This is a genomic window from Pyxidicoccus sp. MSG2 (assembly GCF_026626705.1).
Lineage (GTDB): Bacteria > Myxococcota > Myxococcia > Myxococcales > Myxococcaceae > Myxococcus.
Map to the genome: position 1 here is coordinate 1,631,838 of NZ_JAPNKC010000001.1, position 25,589 is coordinate 1,657,426.

Consider the following 25,589-nt stretch of genomic DNA (forward strand, 5'->3'; position numbering starts at 1 on the left):
ATGGCGAGAGGCTATAGGGGGCGACAGGGCTCACGGTCAACGGAAGAGGAGCCGAATCGCGAAGGCGGTAAGGTGCGCGCCCCATGGTGCTGCCCGTCCGTTTCGTCCTCATGCGCCCGCGCAACGCGGAGAACCTCGGTGCCGCCGCGCGCGCCCTGAAGAACTGCGGCCTGTCCGATTGGGTCTGGGTGACGCCGGAGGTGGAAGACCTGGGCCCCGCGCGCCGGCTCGCCGTCCATGCCGAGGACGTGCTGGATGCGGCCCGCCGCGAGGACACGCTGGAGGCCGCCGTGGCCGACTGCGTCTGGGTGGTGGGCACCAGCTCGCGAAAGGTGGAGGGAAAGCGCCGCCTCCCGCCGCGCGCCGTGGGCGAGGAGCTCGTCGCGCGCGCGCCGCAGGGGCCGGTGGCCATCGTCTTCGGAGACGAGCGCAGCGGGCTCACCAACGCGGAGGTGGAGCGCTGCCACGACCTCTCCGCCGTCCCCACCGCCCCCGAGCAGCCATCCATCAACCTGGCGCAGGCGGTGCTGCTCTACGCCTACGAGGTGCGCGTGGCGACGCTGGAGGCCAGCGCGCCGCCCCCGGGCCCGCTTCCCGCCGCGGCCACGGACGCGGAACTGGCGCAGGTGGAGTCGGCGCTCGACACGATGCTCGGCTCGGGAGGTTTTCTCGTGGACGAGCAGCCAGGGCGCACGGCGGTGAGAGACTTGTTCGCGCCGCTGCGCCGCTCACGGCTGACGCGGAAGGAGGCGCGGCTCTGGCTTGCCGCGCTCCACACCGTGCGCAAGAAGCTGACGCCGGGCTAGACGTGGCGGGGCGTGCGCGGACCGCGACCGGCGCCAGCTCCCGGCCCCGGAGGTGGCCCACGGCGCTTGCGGGAGATGCGCATCGCGCTCCACGCGAAGGCGAGTGCCGCCAACGCGAGCAGCACCACCCAGTACCAGAACGCGGGACTGCGGGAGGCCTCCCGCTCGATGGGGCCCGGCAGGGGCGCCTGGGCGAGGGCGACAACGGGGGTGAGCGACGTGAGCAATGGGGCCAGAGACGTGCGCATGGTCATCCTCTCCCGGGGAACGTCTCCATCCCGGCAGATGTCCACAAGCGCACGGTCCCGACGTCCGAGCCAGCGACGGTGGCCGGGATGAGGACCGCCCGCCCACCCGGCCGTCCTGCATCTGCGTGCTACTTCGTGGGCTTGCCGCCCGTCAGCCGGTTGAGGAGCTTCGGGTCATCCGGAAGCAGGCCTGCCTTGGGCAGCCGGAGGAGGAGCTCGCGCCAGCGCGGGTCGGCCTTGTACGTGCGCTGCAAGAGCGGCAGGGCCTCGTCCACGCGGCCCACGCCCACCAGCGAGATGGCGTGCCAGAACACCATCTCCGCGTTGTCCGGCACGAGCTTCTCCGCCGAGGCATACGCCTTCAGCGCGCCATCCGTGTCCTTGCGCTCGATGGCGAGGTCGCCCTCGTTCATGAAGTTGTAGGCGCGCTGGAGGGTGACGAGCCGGCGGAGTTCCTTGAGAGGCTCGGCGGCGTCATCCACGCGCAGGTCGAACTTGCGGTCCATCCACGGGCGGCCGGAGGGCTTCGCGGACACGACGATGAGCGCGGCGGACTGCTTGCCGCGGATGTCCCCGCCCTGCGCCTGCGCGGCCTCGAGCGCGGCCAGCATGCGCTCCGCCAGGTCGCCCTTCGACTCGCGGTAGGCCTTCGCCATGGCGGGCCACACGGTGTCCTTCTCCATCATGTTGGCCTGGACGGAGAAACCCTCGCCGACGATGTGGCCGGCGGCGGCGATGCAGCTGTCTCCGGTGTGGGCGGCGACGCGGCCCTGGGCGTCAATCATCCCTACCTGCCGCACGTTGCTGGCGCTGTCGGCGGCGAGCAGACCCTTGAGCGCATCCGGAGCAGAGCGGCCCGCGCGCATCAACTCCAGGCCCAGCTTGCCGTAGGACGGGTCCACGAAAGACTGGGTGGCGATGGCGCCCACACCGGCCTCGGCCCAGGGGACGGTGGAGCCCACGGAGAACCAGTGCGACTGCACGGCGACGCCCAGCTCTCCTGTCACCGGGTCTCTGGCGACGATGGAGTACGTGTGCACGGGACGGCGGGGAACCGCGGCCGGCTCGGCGGCCAGGGCGGGCAGCGCGAGCAGGACGAGGCAGGCGGCAAGACGCGACATGGAACCTCCGCAACGGGGGCCTGGAGGGTGAGCGAGCAGGCGTCCGTCCGCAAGGTCCAAGGCGCCACGAGCCGGAGGCGTCCCTACCTTCCCCGGGTCGCCGGGGTATGGCGACACACTCTCACGAGGGGGAGCATCCGCATGGACCACATGCCCTACGAGTCGATGGAGGTGGGTGGCGAGGAGCCCGGCCGCGGCAATCAGCGCCAGGCCCCGTCGGAGGAGGAGCCGAAGCGCACGCCGAGGACGGCGGAGGGCGGCGGCATGGACGAGGAGCGCCGGATGCCCCAGGAAGAGCCCGGGAAGACGCCTGGCTCCTCCGAGGGTGAGGACCCGGACCGGACGGCGCGCAAGTAGCGCTGTGCCACCCGGCCCGGGCAGGTACAGTGCCGCGCCCATGCCCCGCAAGCCCGACAAGCCGAAGATACCGACGCACAAGCGCTGGGAGGGCAAGGAGAAGCCGGACTGGCTGTCCCGCGCGCTCTCCCGGGCCGGCGTGTTTCCGCAGGAAGAGGCGGAGCACGCCATCGCCGCCGGCCGCGTCAGCATCAACGGCCGCGTGGCGAAGATGGCGCTCACCCCGGTGCCCCCGGGCTCCGTGGTGAAGGTGGACGGCCTGGTGGTGCAACTGGGCGCGCCGGCCACGCGCGTGCTCGCCTTCCACAAGCCCGCGGGCGTGCTGTCCTCCACCGCGCGCCAGCACCGCACCGGCACCGTGTTCGAGGTGCTGCTGCCCCAGCTCCCACCGGAGCTGGCCGGCTACACGTGGCACGCGGTGGGCCGGCTGGACGTGGAGTCCACCGGCCTGCTGCTCTTCACCAATGACGACAAGCTGGTGGCCCACGCGACGTCTCCGGATACGCGCTTGCCCAAGCGCTACGTGGCCACGGTGTTCAGCACCGCCAGCGACGAGAAGGTGGAGCCCCTGCGCAAGGGCATGACGCTCGACGACGGGCCCGCGCGTCCCGCGAAGGTGGTGGTCCGCGACGAGCACACCGTGGAAGTCACCATCACCGAGGGCCGCAACCACCAGGTGAAGCGGATGCTCGGCGCCGTGGGCCTGCCCGTGCGAGCGCTCCACCGCGAGGCCGTGGGCGACATCGTCCTGGACGACCTCCCCGAGGGCACCTTCCGCCTCCTCACCGACGAGGAGGTCCGCGAGGGGCTGAAGTACGAAGGACGCGGCGCGGCGGAGCCTTGAGCCGCACGAAGCTTGCGGAATGGCGTGATTCGCACTGACTTGAAGGCCGGGCCGCACCGGAGCTCAATGCCGCCCTGGACGCCTTCGTCCAGGACGCGAAGGGACGGGGCGCGCCCCTCACCCTGGTGGAATTGCCGGAGGCCCACCACGCCTTCGACCTGGTGGACGACGTGGAGCCCTCGCGCGAGGCCATGCGACAGACAGCGCTCTTCTTCGAGCAATACCTCATGCCGTGACTTCAAAGCCCCTCCGGGCTCGTTTAGGGTCGCCGCCCATGGCGGACTTCGACCTGGTAGTCATCGGCTCCGGCCCTGCCGGAGAGTGGGGCGCGGTGCAGGCCGCGCTGGCGGGCAAGCGCGTGGTGGTGGTGGAGCGCGAGCCCGTGCTGGGTGGCACGGCGGCCAACACCGGCACCCTCCCCTCCAAGACGCTGCGCGAGACGGCGCTCCACCTCTCCGGCCTCAAGGCCCGCGGCCTCTACAGCGTGGAGACCACGCTGCGCCACGAAGCCACCGTCTCCGACTTCCTCTACCGCGAGCGCCGCGTGAAGGGCATGGAGCGCGAGCGCATCCTCCAGAACCTTCAGCGCCACGGCGTGCAGGTGGTGCGGGGCACCGGCTCGTTCGCGGACGCGCACACCGTGGTGGTGCGGAGTCAGGATGCAGCGGAGCGCCGGCTCACCGGCGACTTCATCCTCGTGGCCACCGGCTCCTCCCCGTACCGGCCGCCGCAGTACCCCTTCGGCGACCCTCGGGTGCACGACTCGGATGAAATCCTCGACATCGGCTGGCTCCCGCGCTCGCTGGTGGTGGTGGGCGCCGGCGTCATCGGCTGCGAGTACGCGTGCATGTTCGCCGCGCTCGGCATCCCCGTGACGCTGGTGGACTTGAAGCACGAGGTGCTGCCCTTCCTCGACGACGAAATCTCCGCGCTGCTCGGCCAGCGCATGGTGGCGCTCGGCATCCGCCTGCGCTTCGGGCAGAACGTGAACACGGTGGAGGTGCCCACGAGCCAGGACGAGCCCATCCGCCTGACGCTCTCCACCGGCGAGGTGGTGGACACGGACCAGGTGCTGGTGGCTTCCGGCCGCACCGCCAACACGGCGGGCCTGGGGCTGGAGGCCCTGGGCGTGAAGCTGAGCAAGCGCGGCCAGGTGGAGGTGGGCCCGGACTTCCAGACGGCCGTCCCGCACGTCTACGCGGTGGGAGATGTCATCGGCTTCCCCGCGCTGGCCTCCACCTCCATGGACCAGGCGCGCATCGCCGTGGAGCACGCCTTCGACCTGACCAGCGCGCGCACCCTGGCACCGGTGCTGCCGTACGGCATCTACACCATCCCCGAGGTGTCCATGGCCGGGGAGACGGAGGAGTGCCTGCGCGAGAAGGGCATCCCCTACGTCGTCGGCCGCGCCGCCTTCTCCAGCAACCCGCGCGGGCAAATCATTGGAGAGATGCACGGCCTGCTGAAGCTGCTCTTCCACCGGGAGAGCCTCAAGCTGCTGGGCGTGCACGTGCTGGGCGAGCAGGCCACGGAGCTGGTGCACATTGGCCTCACGGCCCTGCTCACCGGCTCCAGCGCGCGCCTCTTCGTGGAGACGTGCTTCAACTACCCCACGCTGTCGGAGGCCTACAAGACGGCGACCTTCGACGCGCTGGACTACCTGAAGCGCGTCGGAGACTGACGCTTCAGCGCGTGCCCTTGAGGCTGCCCACCGTGAGGCCCGCGGACGTGGGCGCCACGCGGTGCACGCTGTCCGCCGAGGCGCGCGCCAGCGGCGGCGCCCCCGTGCGGCCCGACGCCGTGGTGGACGTCGGCGCCGCCGCGCGTCCCCCAGCGCCACCGAGCAGCTCCTTGATGCGCTGCCAGCGCACCTTCTCCTCCGCCATGAGGCGCGTGAGCTCCTCGCGGGCCGCGGCGTCCTGGAGCTCGGCGGCGGCGGCGGCCACCTTGTCCATGAAGGGCAACAGGTAGCCGAAGTCCCTGTCGAAGGTGCTGGTGGGGTCGCTGGAGCTGGGGTTCTTCGCCACGGCCGTCCTCCTCGTCGTCACGTCACCCTAGCCCAACCCCTCCCGCCCGTGCGGCCTCTCAGCCGTGGTAGACGCGCGAGGCGACAATCCGCCCCCCGCGCACGTCCAGGACTTCCGCCACCGGCATGGGCGGCTCCCCCGGGGCATGGCGCAGGTACTCCATGAAGACCCGGTCCTGATCCGCGGTGAGGGCCGTCTCCTCGTAGCGAAGGCCGGGCAGCCGGGCGATGGCCTCCCGCCACCACTTCGCCAGCGCCGGGCGGCCAATCAGCCGGCCTCCCGTCTCCGGGTGGAGCACCCGAATCTTCGGGGAGGTGTGGGTGCAGTCCTCGGCGTAGAGCGCCACCAGGGCGTCCACGTCGTGGGAATTGAAGGCGTGCAGCCAGGCTCTGGCGAGGGAGAAGTTTTCGGATGCGCTCATGGTTAGGAGACCTCGGAAAGCATTGCCCGGTCGATTCCAGCAGCGACCCGGGCCTCATCTATATAGAAGGTGGGATACACGCCTGGTAGGCGGAGGTGGGTGTAGGCAAGCCCACCGTCATGCGGATTTGGCTGGAAACTCAGTCCTGTGGGAAGTAAGGGCCCCGCCTGCTCTGTTCCCTCAGGCACTTTTCAAATCAAGAAGGACCGGATCGTGGCCGCCAACGTACCCATCGAGAAGATTCGCAACATCGGTATCTCCGCCCATATCGACTCGGGCAAGACGACGCTCTCCGAGCGCATCCTGTTCTATACGGGCCGGATCCATGAGATCCACGAAGTCCGCGGCAAGGACGGCGTGGGCGCGATCATGGACTCGATGGACCTGGAGCGTGAGAAGGGCATCACCATCCAGTCCGCCGCCACGTTCGCGATGTGGGGCGAGCACAACATCAACCTCATCGACACCCCGGGACACGTGGACTTCACCATCGAGGTGGAGCGCTCCCTGCGCGTCCTCGACGGCGCCATCCTCGTGCTCTGCTCGGTGTCCGGCGTGCAGTCCCAGTCCATCACCGTGGACCGGCAGATGAAGCGCTACCGCGTTCCGCGCATCGCGTTCGTCAACAAGATGGACCGCGCCGGCGCGAACTATGACCGCGTGGCCGCGCAGCTGAAGGAGAAGCTGAACCACCACCCGGTGAAGCTGCAGCTGCCCATCGGCGCCGAGGACCGCTTCAAGGGTCTCATCGACCTGGTCGCCATGAAGGCGTTCTACTTCGATGGTGAGAACGGTGAGAACGTCCGCGAGGAGGAGATTCCCGCGGAGATGCTCGAGGACGCCAAGACGCGCCGCCAGCAGATGATTGAGGGCGTGGCCGAGGTGGACGACCAGCTCGGTGAGCTGTTCCTGGCCGACTCCGCCATCACCAACGAGCAGATCTCCGCCGCCATCCGCCGGGCCACCATCGCCCTGAAGATGACGCCGGTCATGTGCGGCTCCGCCTACAAGAACAAGGGCGTGCAGCTGCTGCTCAACGCCGTGTGTGGCTACCTCCCGAACCCCAAGGAGGCGACCAACGAGGCGCTGGACCAGAAGAACAACGAGGCGAAGGTCATCCTCGAGTCGGACCCGGAGAAGCCGTTCGTGGGTCTGGCGTTCAAGCTGGAGGATGGGCGCTACGGGCAGCTGACGTACATGCGCATCTACCAGGGCCGGGTTGCGAAGGGTGACTTCATCGTCAACCAGTCCAACCAGAAGAAGGTCAAGGTGCCGCGCATCGTGCGCATGCACTCCAGCCAGATGAACGACATCAACGATGCCACCGCGGGCGACATCGTCGCGCTGTTCGGCATCGAGTGCGCCTCCGGCGACACGTTCACCGACGGCACCGTGAGCTACACGATGACGTCCATGCACGTGCCGGACGCCGTCATCTCGCTCGCCGTGGCCCCCAAGGACCGCGGGGCGCTGGCCAACTTCTCCAAGGCGCTCAACCGGTTCACGAAGGAAGACCCCACCTTCCGCGTGCACCGCGACGAGGAGTCCGGGCAGACCATCATCCGCGGCATGGGTGAGCTGCACCTGGAGATCTACATCGAGCGCATGAAGCGCGAGTACAACTGCGAGGTCCAGGCCGGTAAGCCGCAGGTGGCGTACCGTGAGACCATCAGCCAGAAGGGCGAGTTCGCCTACACGCACAAGAAGCAGACCGGCGGTTCCGGTCAGTTCGCGCGCGTGTGCGGCTACCTCGAGCCGCTGCCCGCGGACGCGGTGCAGCAGTACGAGTTCGTGGATGACATCGTCGGTGGCTCCATCCCCCGCGAGTTCATCCCGGCCTGCGACAAGGGCTTCACCGAGGCCGTGAAGAAGGGCAGCCTCATCGGCTTCCCCGTGGTGGGTGTGCGCGTGGTCATCAACGACGGCGCCTTCCACGCGGTGGACTCGTCCGAAATGGCGTTCAAGACGGCCGCCATCATGGGCTTCCGCGAGGGCTACGCCGCCGCCAAGCCCATCATCCTCGAGCCGATGATGAAGGTGGAGGTCCAGGCTCCCGAGGACTTCCAGGGCTCGGTGGTGGGGCAGCTGAACCAGCGCCGTGGCACCATCCTCAACACGGAGACCGCCGAGGGCTACGTGACGGCGGTGGCCGAGGTGCCGCTGAACACCATGTTCGGCTACTCCACGGACCTGCGCTCCGCCACCCAGGGCAAGGGCGAGTTCACGATGGAGTTCGCCCGCTACACGCCGGTGCCCCGCAACGAGTCCGAGGCCCTGATGGCCGCGTACAAGGAGAAGCAGGCCGCGGAGCAGGCGGCCCGCAAGTAGTCCACGCATCCGCCGCACTCTGGCGGTAAGGAAGGCGCTCCTCTTCAATGAGGGGCGCCTTTCGCCTTTTCGGGAGTCCACACACCGTGACGCTGCTTCGTGCCGCCAACGTCCAGCTCAGCTTCGGCAGCCGCACCGTCTTCCAGGGCCTCACCTTCACGATTGAGGAAGGCGAGCGCGTGGGCCTGGTGGGCGTCAACGGCTCCGGCAAGTCGTCGCTGATGAAGATTCTCGCCGGCGCGGCGAAGCCGGACACGGGCGAGTTGCAGCTGCGGCGCGGCGCCCGCGTCACCTACCTGCCCCAGGAGCCGGAGTTCCCCGAGGGCGCCACGGTGGCCTCGGAGCTGTCCGTGTCCGAGGCCCCGCTGAAGGAGGCCCTGGCCGCGCACGCCGAGCTGGCGAAGCGCCTGGAGGCCGCCCCCGCCGAGGAGCACGAGAAGCTGCTGGAGCAGTTCTCCGCGCTCAGCGACCGGATTGAGCAGATGGGCGGCTGGGGCACCGAGCACCACGCGAAGACGCTGCTGGACCGGCTGGGCGTGAAGGACTGGGACCGGCCGGTGGCGCAGCTGTCCGGCGGCCTGCGCAAGCGGGTGTCCATTGCCCGGGCGCTGCTGACGCGGCCCGATTTGCTGCTGCTCGACGAGCCCACCAACCACCTGGACGCGGACACGACGGACTGGCTGGAGGAGGAGCTGGACAAGCTGCCCGGCGCGCTGCTGCTCGTCACGCACGACCGCTACTTCCTCGACGGCCTGGTGGACCGCATCGTCGAAATCCAGCCCGGCGAGGGCGTGACGTCCTACCCCGGCAACTACCAGGCCTACCTGGAGCAGAAGCTGGTGGCGCAGCAGAACTCGGAGATTGCCCAGCACAAGCGCGAGCGCTGGATTGCGCAGGAAGTGGCGTGGCTGCGCCGGGGCCCGGAGGCGCGCCGCACCAAGAGCAAGGCGCGCATCGACCGGGCGCAGAAGCTGATGGCGGAGAAGGGCTTCCAGCGGCCCAAGGTGGCGGACCTGCGCGTGGCCGCGGCGCCCCGGCTGGGCCACACCGTCATCGAGGCGGAGGGGCTCCAGAAGTCCTTCGGCGACCGCAAGGTGCTGAGCAACGTGGACTTCCGGCTCCAGCGCGGCGAGCGCGTGGGCCTGGTGGGGCCCAACGGCGTGGGCAAGACGACCTTCCTGCGCGTGCTGCTCGGGGAGACGCCCCCGGATGGCGGCAAGCTCGTCATCGGGAAGAACACCAAGGTCGCGTACTACGACCAGCAGCGTGCACAGCTGGACCTGGAGTCCACGGTGTACGAGTCCGCCTCGCAGGGCGAGGACTGGGTCATCCTGGGCGACCAGAAGGTGGCGCTGCGCGACTACCTGGATGACCTGCTCTTCCCGGTGCCCATGCAGCGCATGAAGGTGAAGGCGCTGTCCGGCGGCGAGCGCAACCGGCTGCTGCTGGCGCGCCTGTTCCTGGAAGGCGCCAACGTGCTGGTGCTGGACGAGCCCACGAACGACCTGGACATCGTCACGCTCAACATCCTGGAGCGGCTGCTGCTGGACTTCGGAGGCAGCACGCTGCTCGTCACGCACGACCGGTACTTCCTGGACAAGGTGGCCACCAGCATCCTGACCTTCGAGGGCGGCGGCCGCGTCACACGGTACGAGGGCAACTACGCGATGTACCGGCGGCTGAAGGAGCAGTCGGAGGCGCAGGCCGCCACGAAGCCCGTGCTGAAAAAGGAGGAGCCGCCCCCCGCCCCCCCCGCGTCGAAGGCCGCGCGCAAGCCGGGGAAGCTCTCCTACAAGGACCAGCGGGAGCTGGACGGCATGGAGGCCGCCATCGAAGCGGCCGAGACGAAGAAGGCGGGGCTGGAGGCGCAGCTCGCCGACCCGGCCGTGTACAGCAACGGCACCAAGGTGGCCGAGGTGAACAAGGAGTTGGAAGCCACCGCCGCCGAGGTGGACCGGCTCTACGCGCGCTGGCAGGAGCTGCAGGACCTGGCCGCCGGAGCGTGACGGGACGGGGCGCCTCACACGGAAGGCGCCCGCCCTGCCCCGCCGTCAGTCGTACTTCAGGGCGATGATGGGGTCCACGCGCGAGGCGCGCAGCGCGGGCACCCACGTGGCCACCAGCCCCACGCCCAGGAGCAGCAGCGGCGCGGCGCAGAAGGCCAGCGGGTCCAGGGCGCTCACCCCGTGCACCATGCCCTCCACCACGCGCGTCAGCCCCCACGCGCCCGCGACTCCCAGCACCACGCCCAGGCCCACCGAGCCCAGGCCCTGGAAGAGCACCAGCCGCACCACCTCGCCGCGCGGTGCGCCCAGCGCCAGCCGCACGCCCATCTCCCGCGTCCGCTGGCTCACCAGGTAGGACAGCACGCCGTAGATGCCGACGGCCGCGAGCACCAGCGCGAGCGCCGCCATCAACCCCAGCAGCACCATGTTGAAGCGCTCCGAGCCCAGCGAGCGCTCCACGTGGTCCTCCAGCTTCAGCGTCTCCGTCACCGGCTGCTGCGGGTCCACCGCCCACAGCTCGCGCTGCACGGACGCCACCAGCGCCGCGTGGGAGCCCCTGGAGCGCACGAGGAGGTGCTGCGGCAGCATGCGGACCAGCATCCGGTTGAAGCCCGGCACCATCTGCCCCAGCGCGACGTACTGGACGGTGGGCACCTCCTCCGCCAGGCCGTTCTCCCGCACGTCCTTGACGATGCCCACCACCGTGCGCGGCACCTCGTCCCGGATGCTGGGCACCGTGGGAGCGAACCGCACGCGCTGGCCGATGGGGTCCTCGCCCGGCCAGTACTTGCGCGCCGTCGCCTCGTTGATGACCACCACCGGCTCCGAGCCCGCCACGTCCGTCTCCGCCAGCAGCCGGCCGCGCACGAGGCCGATGTCCAGCGCCTTGAAGTACCCCGGCGTCACCGGGCGGAACTGCCCACCGCCCAGGCCGGGCCCGTCCATGCGCCCCTCGAACTTGCCATCAATCGAGAACTGCATGCCGGGGCCCAGGCCCATGGGCAGCGCCGACGAGAAGCCCACCGCCTCCACGCCCGGCAGCGCCGACACCCGCTCCACCACCTGTTTCGAGAAGCGCTCCAGCTCGGCGGGCTCGGCGTAGCGCGCCTCCGGCAGGGACAGCTTCAGCACGTGGACGTCGTGCGCGTCGAACCCCGGGGCCGTGTGGCTCAGCGACGCGAAGCCGCGGATGAGCAGCGCCGCGCCCACCAGCAGCACCACGGCCAGCGCCACCTGCCCCACCACCAGGAGCCGCCGCGTCCGCCCGCCCCCGCGGCCCGCGGTGGCCCGCTGCGCCCCTTCGCGCAGCGCCGTCTGCAGGTCCGGACTCGACGCGTGCCACGCGGGCAGCAGGCCGAACAGCAGGCCCGTCACCACCGACGCGCCCAGCGTGAAGAGCAGCACCGCGCCGTTGACCCCCACCGCCGCGCTCCCCAGCCCGCCGCTCCCCGACACGGCCGCCGCCGCCGGAGCCAGCACCAGCAGCGCGGGCAGCGCCGCCGAGGCCAGCAACAGCCCGAGCCCTCCCCCCGCCAGCGACAGCAGCAGGCTCTCCGTGAGGAGCTGGCGCACCAGCCTTCCCGGCGCCGCGCCCAGGGCGGCACGCACCACCAGCTCCCGCTGCCGCGCCGCCGCCCGCGCGAGCTGGAGGTTGGCCAGGTTGACGCACGCGATGAGCAGCACCAGGGCCACCGCTCCCAGCAGCACCCAGAGCGCCAGCCGCAAGTCACCGGCGAGAAACGCGCGCAGGTCCTCCGCGTGGAAGAGCTCCTTCTCGTCGATGAGGAGCGGCTTCTCGGCGCGCAGCCGGCCGCTGAACGTCTTCAGGGCCGCGTCCACCGAATCGGGCGACAGGCCCGCCTTCAGCCGCGCGGTGATGAAGAGGTAGTTGGAGTCGTCCTCGTTGGTGAGGTCCAGCTGCAGCGGCGTCCACAGCTGCACGCCTTGCGGGTACTGGAAGCTCGCGGGCGCCACGCCCACCACGGTGTAGGGCTGGTCGTTCAGCGTGAGTGACTTGCCGATGACGTCCGCGGCCCCACCGAAGCGGCGCTGCCAGAACCCGTGACTGATGACCACCGCGTGGCCGCCACCCGGCACGTCCTCCTCCGGCAGGAAGCCGCGGCCCAGCGCCGGCCTCACGCCGAAGGTGTCGAAGAACGTCCCCGTCACGCGCACGCCGGACATCCGCTCCGGCATTCCGTCTCCCACCAGGTTGAAGCCGCTGGGGAGCACCTCGTAGGCGGTGACGTGCGAGAAGAGGGCGGACTCACCGGACAGCAGCGTGTAGTGCGCAACGCTCTGCGACGGGCTCTCGTCCCCCAGCTCCCGGCGGATGAGCTGCACCAGTTGCTCCGACTCTGGATACGGCAACGGGCGCAGCAGCACCCCGTGCACGACGCTGAAGATGGCGGTGTTCGCCCCGATGGCCAGGGCGAGCGTCAGCACGGAGACGAGCGTGAAGCTCCGGTTCTTGAGCAACAACCGGAGCGAGAAGCGGAGGTCATCGACCAGCACGGACACGGGCACACCCCTTGCGGTGTCTGCCGTACGGACCGCACGTGCGGCCATTGCACCCGCCGTCGCGGCGCCTCCTGGAAATGGACTTCACTGCAAGCCAGGGAGAATCGGGACGGGGCGCGCGTCAAGGAGGCTGCTGCAACTGGCAGGCAATAGTTTCCGTATAGGGGCGAAATAGCAGTGCGCTTGCACTCCAATTCCAAGCATGCGACTTCTCCAAGGTTTCGGGGCCGCTCTCTTCGCGCTGACATTCATTGTAAGGAGTCGTCGTGCCTTCCCGGCCTTCGCTCGCCCTGCTGTCCGCTGTGTCGTCCCTCGCTTTGCTCCTCGGCCCCGCCTCCGCGCAGGCACAGGACGCGCGGCTGCCCCACTTCAATCTCCAGCGGCTGGAGCTGGACCCGGCGGCGCTGGGTTCACTGATGGTGGGTACCGGTCGCACGCTCCCGCAGGGCATGCTGCGCGTGGCGGTGCAGGGCCACTACGAGAACCTGCCCTTCCACTTCCAGACGCGCTGGGAGCCGGCCGGCGGCACGGGGCTGGTGGAGAACCGCTTCACCATGGACCTGACGGCCGCCTTCGGCGTGCTGCCGTGGCTCCAGGTAGCGGCGGAGGTGCCCTACATCGTCCAGCAGGGCGGCAAGCCCCATATGGGCGTGTCGCCTCCCGCGGGCCAGGGAATGGGGACGCCCTGGGTGGGCGCGCGTGCCGCCCTGCTGCGCCAGGACTTCGGCCTCCAGGTGGCGGCGGACGTCAGCGCCGCGGTGCCGGTGGGCAGCGTGGAATTGCTGGCGCGTGATGACTACGCGGTCCACCCGAAGCTCCAGCTCGGCTTCCTGGCCGAGGGCTGGCAGGTGGGCGCCGAGGCGGGCGTGCTGCTGCGCGAGAAGCGTGACCTGGGCCCGCTGTCCGGTGAGTCGAAGGACGTCATCGGCAACGAGCTGCGGCTGGCGGGCACCGTGACGTCCCGCGCCGGCGAGTCCACGCGCGGCGAGGTGAGCGTGCTGGTGGGCGTGCCGCTGCAGGGAGGCCGCGTGGGTGCCGAGCTGCTGCTGGCCATCCGCAAGCACGCCCTGTCCTTCATGGACCTCTACGTCATGGGCGGGCCGGGCGTCGGCGCCGGCCTGGACACGCCCACCTTCCGCTTCGTCGGAGGCGTGTCCTTCGCGACGTCCAAGGTGGACTGAGGACTCAGTCCACTCGCAAGGTGGACTGAAGCTACTTCGGCATCACCCCGAAGGCCTTGGCCATCGCGAGGCCGATGCCCAACAGACTCTCTCCGGCGATGAAGCCCGAGGACACCGGCAGCACCATGTCCTCGGCCAGCTTCGGCTTCGCGCGGCGCAGGCCCTCCGCGAGGGCCGAGCCGATGAAGAAGGCGATGGAGCTGGAGCCGGGGATGACGATGGCCAGGCCGAAGCCCGCGGCGGACGGCACGTAGGCCTTCGCCTTCGCCGGGGCGAACTTCTCCAGCAGCACCAGGAGGATGCCCAGCGTCGCGCCGCACAGCGCGCCCATGCGGGCCGTCTGCGGCAGCGCGGACACGCCCGAGGCCAGCAGCTTCGACACGCCGGCCCACACCATGGACGCGGGCGCGGGGAACTCCTCCGTGCCCAGCACGTCCGCGCTGGGCACCAGGATGCGGAACACCGGCACCACCACCGCCGCGCCCGCCACCACGCCGAACAACTGCGCCACGAACTGCTGGCGCGGGTTGGCGCCCAGGAGCCACCCGGACTTCAAGTCGGTCAGCAGGTCCGCCGAGTGCAGCCCCACGCCGCCCGTGGCGTTGGCGCTCATCACGTTGGCGGGGATGTTGCCCGGCGCCAGGCCGCCGAAGATGAGCTGGGTGACGGGGCCCAGCGCCTTGGTGGGCGTGGTGTCCGTCTCGCCCGTCACGCGGCTGGCGATGACGCCCATGACCACGGCCAGCGGCATGGCCAGCACACCGGCCCACCACGGAATCTGGAAGAGGTACGCCATCAGGAAGATGGCGATGGGCCCCAGCACCGCGAAGCCCAGGGGGAACCAGGACGGCGGGCACTCGATGCCGGCCAGCGGGTCCTGCTCGTCCTGCGCGCTCTTGCCGCCGAACAGGCCGGACAGCGCCTTGAAGGAACGCGCCACGCTGCGCCACTGGAAGGCGAAGGACAGGAGGCCCGAGGACACCAGCACCGCCGAGCCCGTCCACACCATCCAGCTGTTGATGGCCTTGTACGTCACCTCGGGGATGGCGCCCTGGCTCACCATGGCCGGCGCGAGGAAGCCGTACGTGAGCACCGCGCCCAGCAGCATGGACCAGCCCGTCTTGAAGCTCACCAGCGCGCCCGCACCCACCAGCAGCAGGCTGAAGTCGAACGACAGCGACCAGGCCGAGGCCTTCTTCCCCAGCATCGTGAAGGGCAGGCTCACCTTGTCCGGGATGTTGGTCAGCCACGTGAAGCGCGCGTCCCGGATGAAGACGAGCGCCGCGCCCACCAGCCCCGACAGGCCCAGCAGCCGCGACTTGCGGCGGGCCACCTCGCCATGGCCGTGCAGCGCGCGGATGGTCTCCGCGGTGGCCGTGCCGGTGGGGAACGGCAGCGCCTCGATGTTGATGAGCTGGCGCTTGATGGGGATGGCCGCGAAGACGCCCAGCGCGGAGATGACGGCGAACCACACCATCAGCCAGCCCGGCGACGGCAGCGTGCCGGTGAGCATCAGCAGCGCGGGCACCGCCGCCATGTTGCCGCCGCCCGTCATGTAGCCGGCGGCCGAGGCCACCGAGCCCATGGCGTTGTTCTCCAGGTCGGTGAACTCCTTCCTCAAGAGCCGCAGGGAGCGCAGCGTGCCGAACACCGCGAAGGCCAGGATGCAGGCCGTAATCGTGACGCCCAGGCTCCAGCCCGTCTTGAGGATGACGTACAGGTTGGACAGGCACATCACCGCGCCGATGAGCATGCCCGCGATGACGGCGCGCACGGTGAGCTGGCGGCTGCCGCCCTGGTAGACGTGCTCGAGCCAGTAGCGCTCCGGGTCCTTCTCCGCGGACGCCCCCGGGTCGCCGTGCGGCGGCGTGTCGGACGGGTGGATGCGCAGCTCGCTCGGGGACGGAGACGGTGAGGAGGGACTCATTGGGGCCGCGACGATAGTGCACCGCCCCCGGCCCCGCGAAATGCTTGTTCCACTCGAAGGGTGGGGCCGGACGCCCCCACCCCGCGAGTGGCCGCGATGCGTCAGCGCGTCTCAGCCGTGGTCATGGCCCCCCGCGCCATGGACGTGGCCGTGGGTGAGCTCTTCCTGCGTGGCCGTGCGCACCTCGCGCACGGTGACGTCGAAGTGGAGCGTCTTGCCGGCCAGCGGGTGGTTGAGGTCCACGACGACGGCGTCCTGGCGCACCTCCTGGATGCGCAGGGGGATGTCGCCCTGGTCCGTCTGCGCCATCAGCGTCTGCCCGGGCTGCGGGTTGAAGCCGGGAGGCAGCATGTTGCGCGGGACGGTGCGCACGCCTTCCGGGTCGTGCTCGCCGTAGCCCTGGCCGGGGGACACCACCACCTGCTTGCTCTCGCCAGCGGACATGCCTTCGATGGCGCCCTCCAGGCCCGGGACAATCTGCTTGTGGCCGTGCAGGTAGGCGAGCGGCTGTCCGGGCGCGCTCTGGTCGATGACCTGCTCATCTCCCAGGTGCAGCCGGTACTCCAGCGAGACGACGGAATCCTTGGCGACCCTCATGCGGGCTCCTTGGCGGTTGCTGCGGGGTAACTGCTCTCGTGGTGAAGGATGGGCTGCGAAATGCCGGGTGTCAGGACGCGGAAGGGTCTGCCGCCCCCTCTCCGGCCGGGCGGTCGAGCGGCTCCCCCCGCGCGACGTACACCGCGGCCGCGAGGTCCCCGGTGACGTTGAGGGTGGTGCGGCACATGTCCAGGAAGCGGTCCACGCCGAGGATGAGGCCCAGCCCCTCCACCGGAATCTTGAACATGCCCAGAATCATCGCGATGACGGGGATGGAGCCCGCGGGCACGCCCGCGGTGCCGATGCCCGCCAGGATGCAGATGAACATGATGAGCCCCTGGTCCGGCAGGCTGAGCGGCACGCCGTAGACCTGGGCGAGGAAGAGCACGGTGACGCCCTCGAAGAGCGCCGTGCCGTTCTGGTTCATGGCCGAGCCCGCGGTGAGCACGAAGCGGGACACGTTGCGCGGCAGCTTGAGGTTCTCCTCGGCCACCTTGAGCGCGGTGGGCAGCGTGGCGCTGGAGGACGCCGTGGAGAAGGCGGTCGCCATCACCAGCCGGATGTCGCGGAAGAACTGGAGCGGGTTGCGCCCGCCCAGGAAGCGCACCGACAGCGAGTAGACGACGAACATGTGGATGCCCAGCGCCAGCAGCACCGTGGCCACGTACGCGGCGAGCTGCGCCAGGATGCCCAGCCCCAGCCGGGCCGTCATCGCGTACAGCAGCGCGGCCACGCCGAAGGGCGCCAGCCGCAGCACGCCGTCGATGAGCTTCATCATCACGTCGTAGAGGCCCTGGATGATTTCCTTCAGCCGCAGGGCGGGCTCGCCCTGGGTGAGCGCCAGGCCCATGCCGAAGATGAGCGAGAAGACGATGAGGCCGATGAAGTCCCCCTCGGCGGCGGCCTTGAGGGGGTTGGTGGGCACCATGGAGACGAGCACCGCGCCGAACGACGTGGCCTCCGGCGGCGGGGCCGCCTTCACCGTGGCGGCCCCCCGGGCCAGGGCGCGCGCCTCGTCACTGAGGCCGGCGCCCGGCTGGACCGCGTTGACGAGCAGCAGGCCGATGAGGACGGAGATGGCGGAGAAGACGATGGTGTAGCCCAGCGTGCGCGCGCCCAGCCGGCCCACCTGCTTCAAGTCGAGCTCCGCCACGCCCACGACGAGCGCGGAGAAGAGCATGGGCACCACGAGCATGAGGAGCAGGCGGATGAATATCTGCCCCAGGGGCGAGGCCACGTTGTCCACGGTCCACGGCAGCCACGGCGCGTGCTGGGCGATGACGTCGGCGGGGACCGGCCCCTCGGCGATGCCGGCCGCCTTCCGGGCGATGGCGGTGGCGACGGCGTTGACGGTGAGGCCCGTCACCGCGCCAGCGACAATGCCGATGAGCATCTTCTGGTGCGCCTTCATCCGGTGTCTCCGCGCCCTCCGTCCGGAGGGGAATGGGCCGCGCAGCCTAGCGGCAAAGGAAGGTGGCGCCCACCCTGGCGGTGGGACAATGCTCGGTGGACCCGTGGAAACCCTCGTCCAGCTCACCGAAGGCGCCGTGCCCGCTCCCCTCTTCCGCCGCCTGCTGCGGTGCGTGGGAGCCCTGGGCACCGAGCGCCTGCGTCAGACGTACCAGACCACCTTCTGGTACGACTTCGGCCCCCCCGCCAACGTGGTGGAGGAGGTCATCCTCTCGCTGCACCCGAAGGTGACGGGCCGACGGCGCATCGCCGGCGTGGAGTGGTGGCTGTCGCGCATGTACCCCACCGACGTGCGCGTGGACTTCCACCAGGACCGGGACGAGAAGCTGGCGCTGCGCACGGGGGAATTGGTGCACCCGCGCATCTCCTCGGTGCTGTTCCTCAACCGCGTGCGCGGGGGCGCGCTGGTGGTGACGCGTGAGAAGCCCGAGGCGGACAACCCCTCGCTGGCCCCGGCGCGGCTGGACACCGCGGACCTGGTGGCGCCGCGTCCCAACCGGCTGGTGCGCTTCGACGGGACGCTGACGCACGGCGTGCTGGACGCGGAGAACCGCATCCCGGACGGGAAGCTGCCGGGGCGCTCACGGCAGCGGCGCACGCTGGTGATGAACTGGTGGGGGCACAGGCCCACGGACATTCCCGCGTGGGCCCAGACGCGGCTCTATCGGGCGCTGGCGCGCTGAGCCTCTTCCGCGGCGGTCTCACGGAGGCGGCGGGTGACCCGCTCGGCCCACTCGGGCTCGACTTCGAGGCACGCGGGACGGCGGCCGAGCCGCAGCGCCGCGGCGGGCATGGAGCCACTGCCGGCGAACGGGTCCAGCACCGTGTCACCGGGCCGGCTGTACGTGCGGACCAGGGGCTCGAGGACGGAGAAGGGCTTGTGGTGCGGGTGGCCGCCCCAGCGCGCGGCCTCGGCTTCGTCGTCGTAGCCGCCGACGACGGCCCAGACGGTGGGCAGGTCTCCGGGCGCGAGCGGCGGCGCGGGCGTGCGGGCGATGACGAGGGCGACCTCGTAGACGCGCAGGGTCTGCTCATTGGCGTTCTTGTCGGTGGTGCGCTTGCCCCAGACGTACTCGCCGCGCAGGTGCGGGTAGCCCAGGCCGCGGGCGGTGGTGAGGATGGGCTCCTTGCCGAGCAGGTTGGTCCAGATGACGAGCGGCGCGTCCGGGGTGAGGTGCGCGACGGCGCGGGACAGCCAGGCCTCGGAGAAGGCGCGGTAGTCGCGCACCGTCTCGAAGCGGACGATGGGGTTCTGGTCGATCTTCTTGTGGGCCCGCGTGTCGCGCAGGTCCCCGCCCTTCCGGCGCCGGGTGAGGAGGCAGTAGGGCGGGTCCGTGTGGAGCAGGGCCGCGCGGGTGTCCCCGAGGGCGGTGCGGTAGCCCTGCGGCTCGCGCGAGTCGGCGTTGATGCAGCGGAGGGAGTCTGCCGGAGGAAGGGAGGTCATCGTCCTGGGCGGCACCCTACACGGCGGCGCGCGGGGCTCAAGAGGGCTCGCGGGTGACGGAGAGGATGTCCCCGACGGGCACCCGGGCATGCGAGCGGAAGACGGCGAAGTCGTCCCCCTGCTCGGTGACGACGTCGGTGACCTGGTCGGTGAAGGCCTCTCCGGCACGGAGCTCCACGGCCACGGGGTGGCGCCGGAGGACGGCCTCTTCGAGCACGTCGATGAAGTCACAGCGGCCTACGTCGTCCTGGCACATCCGGGCCATGGCTTGCCTGCCTCCTCGCGCCCGTGCTGGGTGCGTGCCAGGGGAGTGTAATAGTGGGAAGGTGCGGCGGCTGTGCTTCCAGGAGACGTCTTCAAATGACCGAACGGTTTCCTGGAGTCCGAATCTCCACCGTGGACGGCGCCATGTTCAGTGGGATTGGGCTCATCATTCGATTCTTCATGCACCGCTCCCACGCAGACCTTGCCACCAGCGTGATGCGCGCACTGGACACGTACAGACACGCAGTGGGACCAGACACCCTTGTCTGGTATCCGGATGCAGAGGGTGATTGGCGGCGTCTGGACAACTCGGCCTGGGAGCGGACACGGCAGACACTGCTCGACACCAGCACGCACACCTTCGCAACCCTGGTGGACCAACCTACGCGCATCGTTGGTTTTCGATTCGAGTACGAGGGAATATCACTCGAAGAACCGGGCTCGTTCGACGACCCGAGACGTGCCTGTGTGGCGAGCTTCTGGCTGCCCTCGACGTTCCTGGAGAAGTGGGGGCCCGGGCACGCGCGCGGGCTGGCGTTGGAACTGGCAGCCCACCTGCCCTTCAACTCCGGCTACGCCAGCCTCGTCTTCAGCAGGTCTGAGCAACCTGTGGGCGTCGTTCGTCAGCTCAACACGTTGTGCTTCCGCCACCCGGGTGTGGACATGTTCGAGCACCCGGTCTCCTGGGACATCGGCACGCGAATCCCTGGCGCCTACTGGCTGACGTTCCTCGGGCAGCCTGTGTTGGGCGAATTGGGAGGCACGGAAGGGCTGAGTGCGCGTCTGACGGCTCCCGACACCACCGTGCAGCAACTTCCGGAAGACCGTGCCATCGTCACACTCGGGCTGTGGCCCGAGGCGGGTGACGTGGACGCAGGAGAGAACCTGCCCGCATACCGGGAACTCGCGCGCGTGCTGGAGCCGTGGCTCTACCACGACTCAGGAACCCGCTTCGATCCGGACTTCCCACCGGGGGACAAGCGCCGCTGGGAGCGCCGCTTCCTGGATTGAGCACCCACGCTCAGCGGACTTGGAGTCCCTTGAGCGGCACGAACAGTCCGCCGCCCTCGTCCCACACTTGAGGGTGTCGCAACTTTCTGGAACCGCTGCCGAGCTAGTGTTGGGGCATGAGCATTCGAAGAAGGACCCGATGCAGCGGCCGTCTGACGGGGGTCGCTGCCGTGGGAGTGCTGCTGTTCCTCGTGGGGTGTAGCGCGGGGAGCCCTTCCCGGCGAGGGACGGGGAGCTATGCGCAGGCGATGGACTCGGCGACTGCAGCGTGTCAGCGCAACCCGGCCTATTGCGCCGCGCTGGCCGGGAAGGAGCCCGGCGTTTCGCTGGCGGTTCGGGCCGCCCAGGTGGCCGCGGCGGGCAAGGCGTGGGAGGTACTCGACGAGTTGGTCCGGAAAAGCATCGAGGACATCTTGTTCGAGTGCGCGAAGTGGGCGGATGCAGAGGTGAACCGGAAGGAGTTCGGAGGGCGGGCCCCGAACGCGACGGAGTGCGACCAACAGGTGGGCGGCACACGAGAGAATCCGGTGACCCGTGGCATGAGGCTGGGAGGTGCGAAACACGAACTCGCCAGCCAGTGTACGGAGGAGAAGCTGAGCCGCGCACAGCCCGGACGCTTCACCCTGGAGCAGCGCTACCGCATCCACCCCGAGACGCGACAACTGGAACTGATCAGCCTCGAAACAGAGTTGGCAATGCTGCGCAGGGGAGGCAAGGAACTGGTGGGCTCGGTGGTGCCAGATGTCGTCATCCACACGGGCAACCCACTTCAGGTTCAGGCCGTCTTTGACTTCAAGTTCCCTTGTCCCGAAGGCAATCGCTCCGCATGGAGGAACCAACCTTCCGGAAACGCCAGTGGAGTCTCGAATCAGGGGAAAGCATATGAGCGCACCTTCGGAGTGCAGCCGACCCGTGTGCGTCCCAGAAAGGAATTCGAGTGAACGAGCGATATCCACGAGTCCGGGTCCAGACTGAAGACGGCTACGTCGTGATTCGCGACGGTCTCACCTTCAGATTCTTCATGCACCGTTCCCACAAGGGACTCGGTCCGGCAGTGCTCCGGGCCCTGAAGGTGTTCATGGAGGCACTGGGACCTGAGGCGCTGACGCAGTACCCCGACATGGAGGGGTACTGGCATCGGCTCGACGACTTCACCTGGGAGCGCATCCAGAAGGAGTTGCTCGAAACCGCTCATCCCTTCGTCACGCTCGCAAGTGACTCCAACGGCATGTCCGAATTCTATTTCGAATACAAAGGCATCTCGCACGAAGAACTGGGCCCCTTCGACGAGCCGGGACGCGCGTGTATTGCGACCTTCATGTTGACCACGGAATACCTGGAGCAACACGGTCCCGGACGCGTGCGTGAACTGGCGCTCGAACTGGCTTCTCACCTGCCCCTCAACTCCGGGTACGCCAGTCTCTCCTTCAACGCCATCATGGACGAATTGGGTGTCCGACGGAGGGTGCGAAGCATGTGCTTCCGCTACCCGGGCATGGACGTACTCGAGGATCTTGTCGCATGGGACATCGGCACACGGATCCCTGGCGCGTACTGGTTGACGTTCCTCGGGCAGTCCGTGCTGGGAGAACTGGGCGGCACGGAGATACTGCGTGCGCGCCTGTCGTCACCGGGGACCACCGTGCAGCAACTTCCGGGAGACCGCGCCGTCGTCACACTCGGGCAGTGGCCCGAGGCCGGTGACCTGGAAGCAGGAAAGGATCTGCCCGCCTACCGGGAACTGGCTCGTGTGCTGGAGCCGTGGCTCTACCACGACCCAGGCACCGTGTTCGTTCACGACTTCATCCCGGAAGACAAGCGCCGCTGGGAGCGCCGCTTCCTGGACTGAGCCCCATGCTCAGTGAACTTCGAGCCCTTCGAGCGTCACATGCTGTCCGCGGCCTTCGTCCCACAGCTCGAGGGTGTAGCGGCCCGAGGGGAGTGCGGCCTCGTCCTCCATCATGATGACGACTTGCGGAGACGTCCCGGGGCGCACGGGGCCCTGCTGCCACGGCGGTAGCGCCTTCACTGCCTGCCCACGGGCATCTCGGAGCACAACCTCCACTGCCGTCCAGGCTCCACTGCCCCGCTCCCCCTTCAGAATCATGCTCAGGGCAAGCCAGCGCCCTGATAGCCGAACGACATTCACCTCACTGACGGAAGCCGGTACAGAGCTGTCCTGCCGTCCAAAAGTCAGCGGCGTTGCCTCGACCTCCAGTACCCTCGCAATCGTCGCGGGCAGGGAATCGCTACCGCCAGTCGGGGCATTCGTTTGATGCAGCCTCCCGACCTCTTGACGAAGCCTCGCTATTCCCTTCTTCAGCTCCTCGACTTCCACACGGTAGGACTCCGCAGTGCGGGGCTGCCGGTAGATCTCGACCTGGCGCTCGACCCGGGCGGCATCGACCACCAGCATGAACGCAGCCCGCTCCGGAGCCGCATCGTCGCGGAATCGGACCTCCAGGCGCAGCTGCTCACCGTGGACGAAGGTGCTTGAGGGAACGAGCACCAGGTGGTCCTCCGACATGCCCAGTCGCTGGAAGCGTTCGCGTCCTTCGAGCACCACTTCATCGAGCCGGATCGGTGAATCGAAGAGCACCGTGGTGGTGAGCCCTGGGCCGATATGGACTTCAGGAAGCGGCGCGCGCGTTTCCTTGAGGTCGATGCGGCGCACACCCGCCAACGGCCCTAGAGCACCAAGTTCGGCGGCATCCGCGACTGGTGCCAGCAACAGCCCCCACGCGAGCACGATGAAGGAGTACGAAGCGAACAAGTCCGAAAGACCTCCTGGAGAGGAGCATCCATACCTCATCAGGCTCGCGGCGCCCCTACTTGAGCCTTCCGAGGTTCTTCGTCGACGCCAAACGCACTCTCGACCTCACCATCGGCCTGTCGGGCGTGCTGGAAGCTTCGTAAGGCTGTCCCAGGTCGTATCGGAGTTCGTTTGTTACGACATTGACGCAGAGAGGGTAGCGCTTGCCATCAGGCGTCACGGCCTCCGTTATCCAGCCGTAGAGGCTGTCCTTCCCGCGAAAAGCCTGTCCACGGAGGCGGCTCCCCGCTGGGATGACGAACCTCTGCCCCCAGGACGCCTGGATGTCATTGAACACGTAGAGGGTCAGGGGGCCATCTGGCGGCGCTGGAACATTCTCGTCGAGGGCATCCGGATCAAACGCAACCTTCTCGGGGTTGGCGAATGGGTTGGGCGGAATGAAACCCAGCTTCATCATCGACTCGACTACCTCCGGCGCGCACGGTTTCTCCGGAGAGTGAATCCGCACCTCGGGTGCACTTGCGCAGGCTGCACCGAGACCGACGCACGCCGCTGCCGCTGCCGCCTTCGCGGCGCGACTCGAGCCCGGTCGCCTGGGCGGAGGTGGGGTGACGGCGTCACCCTCAGCAGGGTTCGTCACCCGCGCGGAGGCCAGCAGGCCCGCGTCCGGGCCCCCCCCCGCGTCAGTTGCGGGTGGCACTGTCGCCACAGGGTTTGTATCGGGAAGACTCGGAGGACGGCTCGTCACAGCGGGGTTTCCTTTCTCGGTAGAGGGCGGAGGAACAGGCGCCTCCGCGCCTCCAGGGGATTGCGAGAGGCGTGGCAGCGCGAAGGCCACGAAGCCAAGGACGAGGAGCACGCCCAACCCGAACCCCACCACTGCCCGGTGCCTCCCTCGGGGCGAGGACGATGGCGTCACCTCCTCGCCCTTCATGGTTTGAGGCGGAAGCTCGGGTCCGCTCACGAACGCCGCCGCTTGCGGCTCCAGCGTGGCAGGCACGGGAGCCGGCTCGGGCTCCGTGGTCTCGGAGGACTCCGGCGGCTTCAACGCTTCCAGCGGCGCCCGCCCCAATTCCGGCATCATCCGCACGCGCGGCGTCTCCGAGCCCGCGCTCTGCGAATCCATCTCCGGAGGCCGGTCCAGCGACACCCGCCACGCGGGCTGCCGCTTCTCCTTGGCCACATCCCAGAGCGCCTGCAGCAGCGCCTCCGTGCCCGGATAGCGGTCCTCGGGACGCTTCTCCAGCAGGCGCATGGCCACGTCGCTCAGGGTGCGCGGCACCTTCGGATTCACGACATGCGGCGCGCGCGGCATCACCGTTTCAATGGCCGGCAGCAGCCGGTCATAGGGCAGCTTCGGGTCGAACGCGTAGCCATCCGTGAGCGCCTCGTACAGCAGCGCGCCCAGCGCGTAGAGGTCACCCGGCACGCCCGCGTCGAAGTGCGCGCCCTGCTGCCACGAGCCCTCGCGCAGGAAGGCCACGCACTCGGGCGGCAGCAGGTGCGGCGAGGCCGGTGCCACCCCCACCGTCAGCGTCGTCGCGCCCGGCATCCTCACGGTGCCCAGGTCGATGAGGAAGGGGCGCTCGTCCTCGCGGCGGATGAGCAGGTTGTCGCCCTTCAAGTCCCGGTGGTGCATGCCGCGCCGGTGCAGGTCCGCCACCACGCGCACCACCTCCGTGAACACGGAGAGCAGGTGAGCCGCCGTGGGCTTCACCCGCCAGCGCCACTCGTGGAACGTCTCTCCGTCCACGTAGTCGGTGACGAAGTACAGGTAGCCGTCGGGCGGCTCCGGCCAGCGGTCCACCGCGTGGAGCCGCGGAAGGTTCGGGTGCGGCGCGCAGGCCAGCAGCGATGCCACCTCGTGCGCCAGCCGCCCGTTGACGTCCTCCTCCTCGGCGGCGTGCGGCCCCGCCGGACGGAGCGCCATCTTCAGCGAGTAGAACCGTCCGCCCCGCTCCACCTTGAAGACCCGCCCGAAGCCTCCGGCCCCCAGCGACGCCACCACGCGCCACGGGCCGACCTCGCTGTCGGGAACCAGTTGGTCCGGGTGGAACGGCGGCGACCTCATCGACGGGCCTCCACCGCCCACCCCACCCGCCAGGTTGTCCCCGGCCCCACTGCGCCACCCGCCCCCGAACCACCCACGCGCACGGCACCACGTGACGGCGAGGCCGTCATGGTCGCGTGCAGCACGAGAGGAGCGAGAACCACCCAGGGAGCGGGGCTGAACAAGGGCAACCT

General features: G+C 69.4%; 23 protein-coding genes. 11 read left to right on the top strand and 12 right to left on the bottom strand.

What is annotated here, in order from left to right; all coding sequences use genetic code 11:
* Positions 1-83 precede the first annotated feature (83 nt).
* Positions 84-806, top strand: coding sequence for an RNA methyltransferase (locus OV427_RS06705; RefSeq protein WP_267855274.1), 723 nt, complete (start codon positions 84-86; stop codon positions 804-806).
* Here OV427_RS06705 and OV427_RS06710 read toward each other — a convergent pair.
* The gene (locus tag OV427_RS06710; protein WP_267855275.1) at positions 803-1,054 is read right to left on the bottom strand and encodes a hypothetical protein; all 252 of its coding nucleotides are present in this window, start codon (positions 1,052-1,054) and stop codon (positions 803-805) included. The two genes, OV427_RS06705 and OV427_RS06710, sit on opposite strands and share 4 nt — an antisense overlap.
* 128 nt (positions 1,055-1,182) lie before the next feature.
* Entirely contained in the window at positions 1,183-2,175 is a 993-nt protein-coding gene (locus tag OV427_RS06715; RefSeq protein ID WP_267855276.1) for a DUF1028 domain-containing protein, read from the bottom strand.
* A 141-nt stretch (positions 2,176-2,316) separates the two neighbouring features.
* Here OV427_RS06715 and OV427_RS06720 point away from each other — a divergent pair, with 141 nt between their 5' ends.
* The 3 genes from OV427_RS06720 to sthA all read left to right on the top strand — a co-directional run bounded on the left by OV427_RS06720 (position 2,317) and on the right by sthA (position 5,057).
* Positions 2,317-2,532: a hypothetical protein gene (locus tag OV427_RS06720; protein WP_267855277.1), complete on the top strand. Its 216-nt coding sequence runs from the start codon at positions 2,317-2,319 to the stop codon at positions 2,530-2,532.
* A 40-nt stretch (positions 2,533-2,572) separates the two neighbouring features.
* On the top strand, positions 2,573-3,376 hold the full coding sequence (locus OV427_RS06725) for a pseudouridine synthase (protein ID WP_267855278.1): 804 nt from the start codon (positions 2,573-2,575) through the stop codon (positions 3,374-3,376).
* A gap of 274 nt (positions 3,377-3,650) precedes the next feature.
* Positions 3,651-5,057 carry a Si-specific NAD(P)(+) transhydrogenase gene (gene sthA, locus OV427_RS06730; protein WP_267855279.1) on the top strand — a complete coding sequence of 469 codons (1,407 nt, stop codon included), beginning with the start codon at positions 3,651-3,653 and terminating at the stop codon, positions 5,055-5,057.
* 4 nt (positions 5,058-5,061) lie between these two features.
* Here sthA and OV427_RS06735 read toward each other — a convergent pair whose 3' ends face one another.
* Together OV427_RS06735 and OV427_RS06740 are read right to left on the bottom strand one after the other, a co-directional pair.
* The gene (locus OV427_RS06735) at positions 5,062-5,403 is read right to left on the bottom strand and encodes a hypothetical protein (protein ID WP_267855280.1); all 342 of its coding nucleotides are present in this window, start codon (positions 5,401-5,403) and stop codon (positions 5,062-5,064) included.
* A 58-nt stretch (positions 5,404-5,461) separates the two neighbouring features.
* The gene (locus tag OV427_RS06740) at positions 5,462-5,824 is read right to left on the bottom strand and encodes a nuclear transport factor 2 family protein (RefSeq protein WP_267855281.1); all 363 of its coding nucleotides are present in this window, start codon (positions 5,822-5,824) and stop codon (positions 5,462-5,464) included.
* Positions 5,825-6,037: 213 nt separating this feature from the next.
* On the opposite strand from OV427_RS06740, the gene fusA reads away from it, so the two are divergent.
* On the top strand, positions 6,038-8,152 hold the full coding sequence (fusA, locus tag OV427_RS06745; RefSeq protein WP_267855282.1) for an elongation factor G: 2,115 nt from the start codon (positions 6,038-6,040) through the stop codon (positions 8,150-8,152).
* An 86-nt stretch (positions 8,153-8,238) separates the two neighbouring features.
* On the top strand, positions 8,239-10,158 hold the full coding sequence (locus OV427_RS06750) for an ABC-F family ATP-binding cassette domain-containing protein (RefSeq protein WP_267855283.1): 1,920 nt from the start codon (positions 8,239-8,241) through the stop codon (positions 10,156-10,158).
* A 45-nt stretch (positions 10,159-10,203) separates the two neighbouring features.
* On the opposite strand, the gene OV427_RS06755 is transcribed toward OV427_RS06750, so the two are convergent.
* Entirely contained in the window at positions 10,204-12,678 is a 2,475-nt protein-coding gene (locus tag OV427_RS06755; RefSeq protein ID WP_267855284.1) for an ABC transporter permease, read from the bottom strand.
* Between the two features lie 266 nt (positions 12,679-12,944).
* Here OV427_RS06755 and OV427_RS06760 point away from each other — a divergent pair, with 266 nt between their 5' ends.
* Complete coding sequence (locus OV427_RS06760; protein WP_267855285.1) at positions 12,945-13,859, top strand: flagellar motor protein MotB; 915 nt, start codon at positions 12,945-12,947, stop codon at positions 13,857-13,859.
* 31 nt (positions 13,860-13,890) lie between these two features.
* Here OV427_RS06760 and OV427_RS06765 read toward each other — a convergent pair whose 3' ends face one another.
* The 3 genes from OV427_RS06765 to OV427_RS06775 all read right to left on the bottom strand — a co-directional run bounded on the left by OV427_RS06765 (position 13,891) and on the right by OV427_RS06775 (position 17,794).
* Complete coding sequence (locus tag OV427_RS06765) at positions 13,891-15,786, bottom strand: OPT family oligopeptide transporter (protein WP_267855286.1); 1,896 nt, start codon at positions 15,784-15,786, stop codon at positions 13,891-13,893.
* Between the two features lie 111 nt (positions 15,787-15,897).
* Positions 15,898-16,383, bottom strand: a complete 486-nt coding sequence (locus OV427_RS06770) for an FKBP-type peptidyl-prolyl cis-trans isomerase (protein WP_267855287.1) — start codon at positions 16,381-16,383, stop codon at positions 15,898-15,900.
* Positions 16,384-16,453: 70 nt separating this feature from the next.
* Entirely contained in the window at positions 16,454-17,794 is a 1,341-nt protein-coding gene (locus OV427_RS06775; RefSeq protein WP_267855288.1) for a dicarboxylate/amino acid:cation symporter, read from the bottom strand.
* A 103-nt stretch (positions 17,795-17,897) separates the two neighbouring features.
* Here OV427_RS06775 and OV427_RS06780 point away from each other — a divergent pair, with 103 nt between their 5' ends.
* A complete protein-coding gene (locus OV427_RS06780) occupies positions 17,898-18,536 on the top strand; it encodes a hypothetical protein (RefSeq protein ID WP_267855289.1) in 639 nt (212 codons plus the stop codon).
* Here OV427_RS06780 and OV427_RS06785 read toward each other — a convergent pair.
* Positions 18,515-19,297, bottom strand: a complete 783-nt coding sequence (locus tag OV427_RS06785) for a DNA-methyltransferase (RefSeq protein WP_267855290.1) — start codon at positions 19,295-19,297, stop codon at positions 18,515-18,517. The two genes, OV427_RS06780 and OV427_RS06785, sit on opposite strands and share 22 nt — an antisense overlap.
* Positions 19,298-19,334: 37 nt before the next feature.
* Positions 19,335-19,562: a hypothetical protein gene (locus OV427_RS06790; protein ID WP_267855291.1), complete on the bottom strand. Its 228-nt coding sequence runs from the start codon at positions 19,560-19,562 to the stop codon at positions 19,335-19,337.
* A 131-nt stretch (positions 19,563-19,693) separates the two neighbouring features.
* On the opposite strand from OV427_RS06790, the gene OV427_RS06795 reads away from it, so the two are divergent.
* From OV427_RS06795 to OV427_RS06805, 3 genes are all read left to right on the top strand, one after another.
* Positions 19,694-20,572 (top strand): type VI immunity family protein, encoded by an 879-nt coding sequence (locus tag OV427_RS06795; RefSeq protein ID WP_267855292.1) that lies wholly within the window; start codon positions 19,694-19,696, stop codon positions 20,570-20,572.
* A gap of 248 nt (positions 20,573-20,820) precedes the next feature.
* Positions 20,821-21,513 carry a hypothetical protein gene (locus OV427_RS06800; RefSeq protein WP_267855293.1) on the top strand — a complete coding sequence of 231 codons (693 nt, stop codon included), beginning with the start codon at positions 20,821-20,823 and terminating at the stop codon, positions 21,511-21,513.
* A complete protein-coding gene (locus OV427_RS06805; RefSeq protein ID WP_267855294.1) occupies positions 21,510-22,421 on the top strand; it encodes a type VI immunity family protein in 912 nt (303 codons plus the stop codon). The genes OV427_RS06800 and OV427_RS06805 overlap by 4 nt, the downstream gene beginning before the upstream one ends.
* 9 nt (positions 22,422-22,430) lie before the next feature.
* Here OV427_RS06805 and OV427_RS06810 read toward each other — a convergent pair whose 3' ends face one another.
* Positions 22,431-23,345 (bottom strand): DUF2381 family protein, encoded by a 915-nt coding sequence (locus OV427_RS06810; protein WP_267855295.1) that lies wholly within the window; start codon positions 23,343-23,345, stop codon positions 22,431-22,433.
* Between the two features lie 55 nt (positions 23,346-23,400).
* Positions 23,401-25,416: a serine/threonine protein kinase gene (locus OV427_RS06815; RefSeq protein ID WP_267855296.1), complete on the bottom strand. Its 2,016-nt coding sequence runs from the start codon at positions 25,414-25,416 to the stop codon at positions 23,401-23,403.
* Between the last annotated feature and the right edge of the window lie 173 nt (positions 25,417-25,589).

Excerpts from the sequence above, each read along its gene's own strand:
- OV427_RS06770 (WP_267855287.1), bottom strand. The coding sequence starts at position 16,383 with ATGAGGGTCGCCAAGGATTCCGTCGTCTCGCTGGAGTACCGGCTGCAC.
- OV427_RS06705 (WP_267855274.1), top strand. The coding sequence starts at position 84 with ATGGTGCTGCCCGTCCGTTTCGTCCTCATGCGCCCGCGCAACGCGGAG.
- OV427_RS06790 (WP_267855291.1), bottom strand. The coding sequence starts at position 19,562 with ATGGCCCGGATGTGCCAGGACGACGTAGGCCGCTGTGACTTCATCGAC.
- OV427_RS06715 (WP_267855276.1), bottom strand. The coding sequence starts at position 2,175 with ATGTCGCGTCTTGCCGCCTGCCTCGTCCTGCTCGCGCTGCCCGCCCTG.
- OV427_RS06815 (WP_267855296.1), bottom strand. The coding sequence starts at position 25,416 with ATGAGGTCGCCGCCGTTCCACCCGGACCAACTGGTTCCCGACAGCGAG.
- OV427_RS06710 (WP_267855275.1), bottom strand. The coding sequence starts at position 1,054 with ATGCGCACGTCTCTGGCCCCATTGCTCACGTCGCTCACCCCCGTTGTC.
- OV427_RS06740 (WP_267855281.1), bottom strand. The coding sequence starts at position 5,824 with ATGAGCGCATCCGAAAACTTCTCCCTCGCCAGAGCCTGGCTGCACGCC.
- OV427_RS06785 (WP_267855290.1), bottom strand. The coding sequence starts at position 19,297 with ATGACCTCCCTTCCTCCGGCAGACTCCCTCCGCTGCATCAACGCCGAC.
- OV427_RS06725 (WP_267855278.1), top strand. The coding sequence starts at position 2,573 with ATGCCCCGCAAGCCCGACAAGCCGAAGATACCGACGCACAAGCGCTGG.
- OV427_RS06800 (WP_267855293.1), top strand. The coding sequence starts at position 20,821 with ATGGACTCGGCGACTGCAGCGTGTCAGCGCAACCCGGCCTATTGCGCC.
- OV427_RS06720 (WP_267855277.1), top strand. The coding sequence starts at position 2,317 with ATGGACCACATGCCCTACGAGTCGATGGAGGTGGGTGGCGAGGAGCCC.
- OV427_RS06775 (WP_267855288.1), bottom strand. The coding sequence starts at position 17,794 with ATGAAGGCGCACCAGAAGATGCTCATCGGCATTGTCGCTGGCGCGGTG.
- OV427_RS06765 (WP_267855286.1), bottom strand. The coding sequence starts at position 15,786 with ATGAGTCCCTCCTCACCGTCTCCGTCCCCGAGCGAGCTGCGCATCCAC.
- sthA (WP_267855279.1), top strand. The coding sequence starts at position 3,651 with ATGGCGGACTTCGACCTGGTAGTCATCGGCTCCGGCCCTGCCGGAGAG.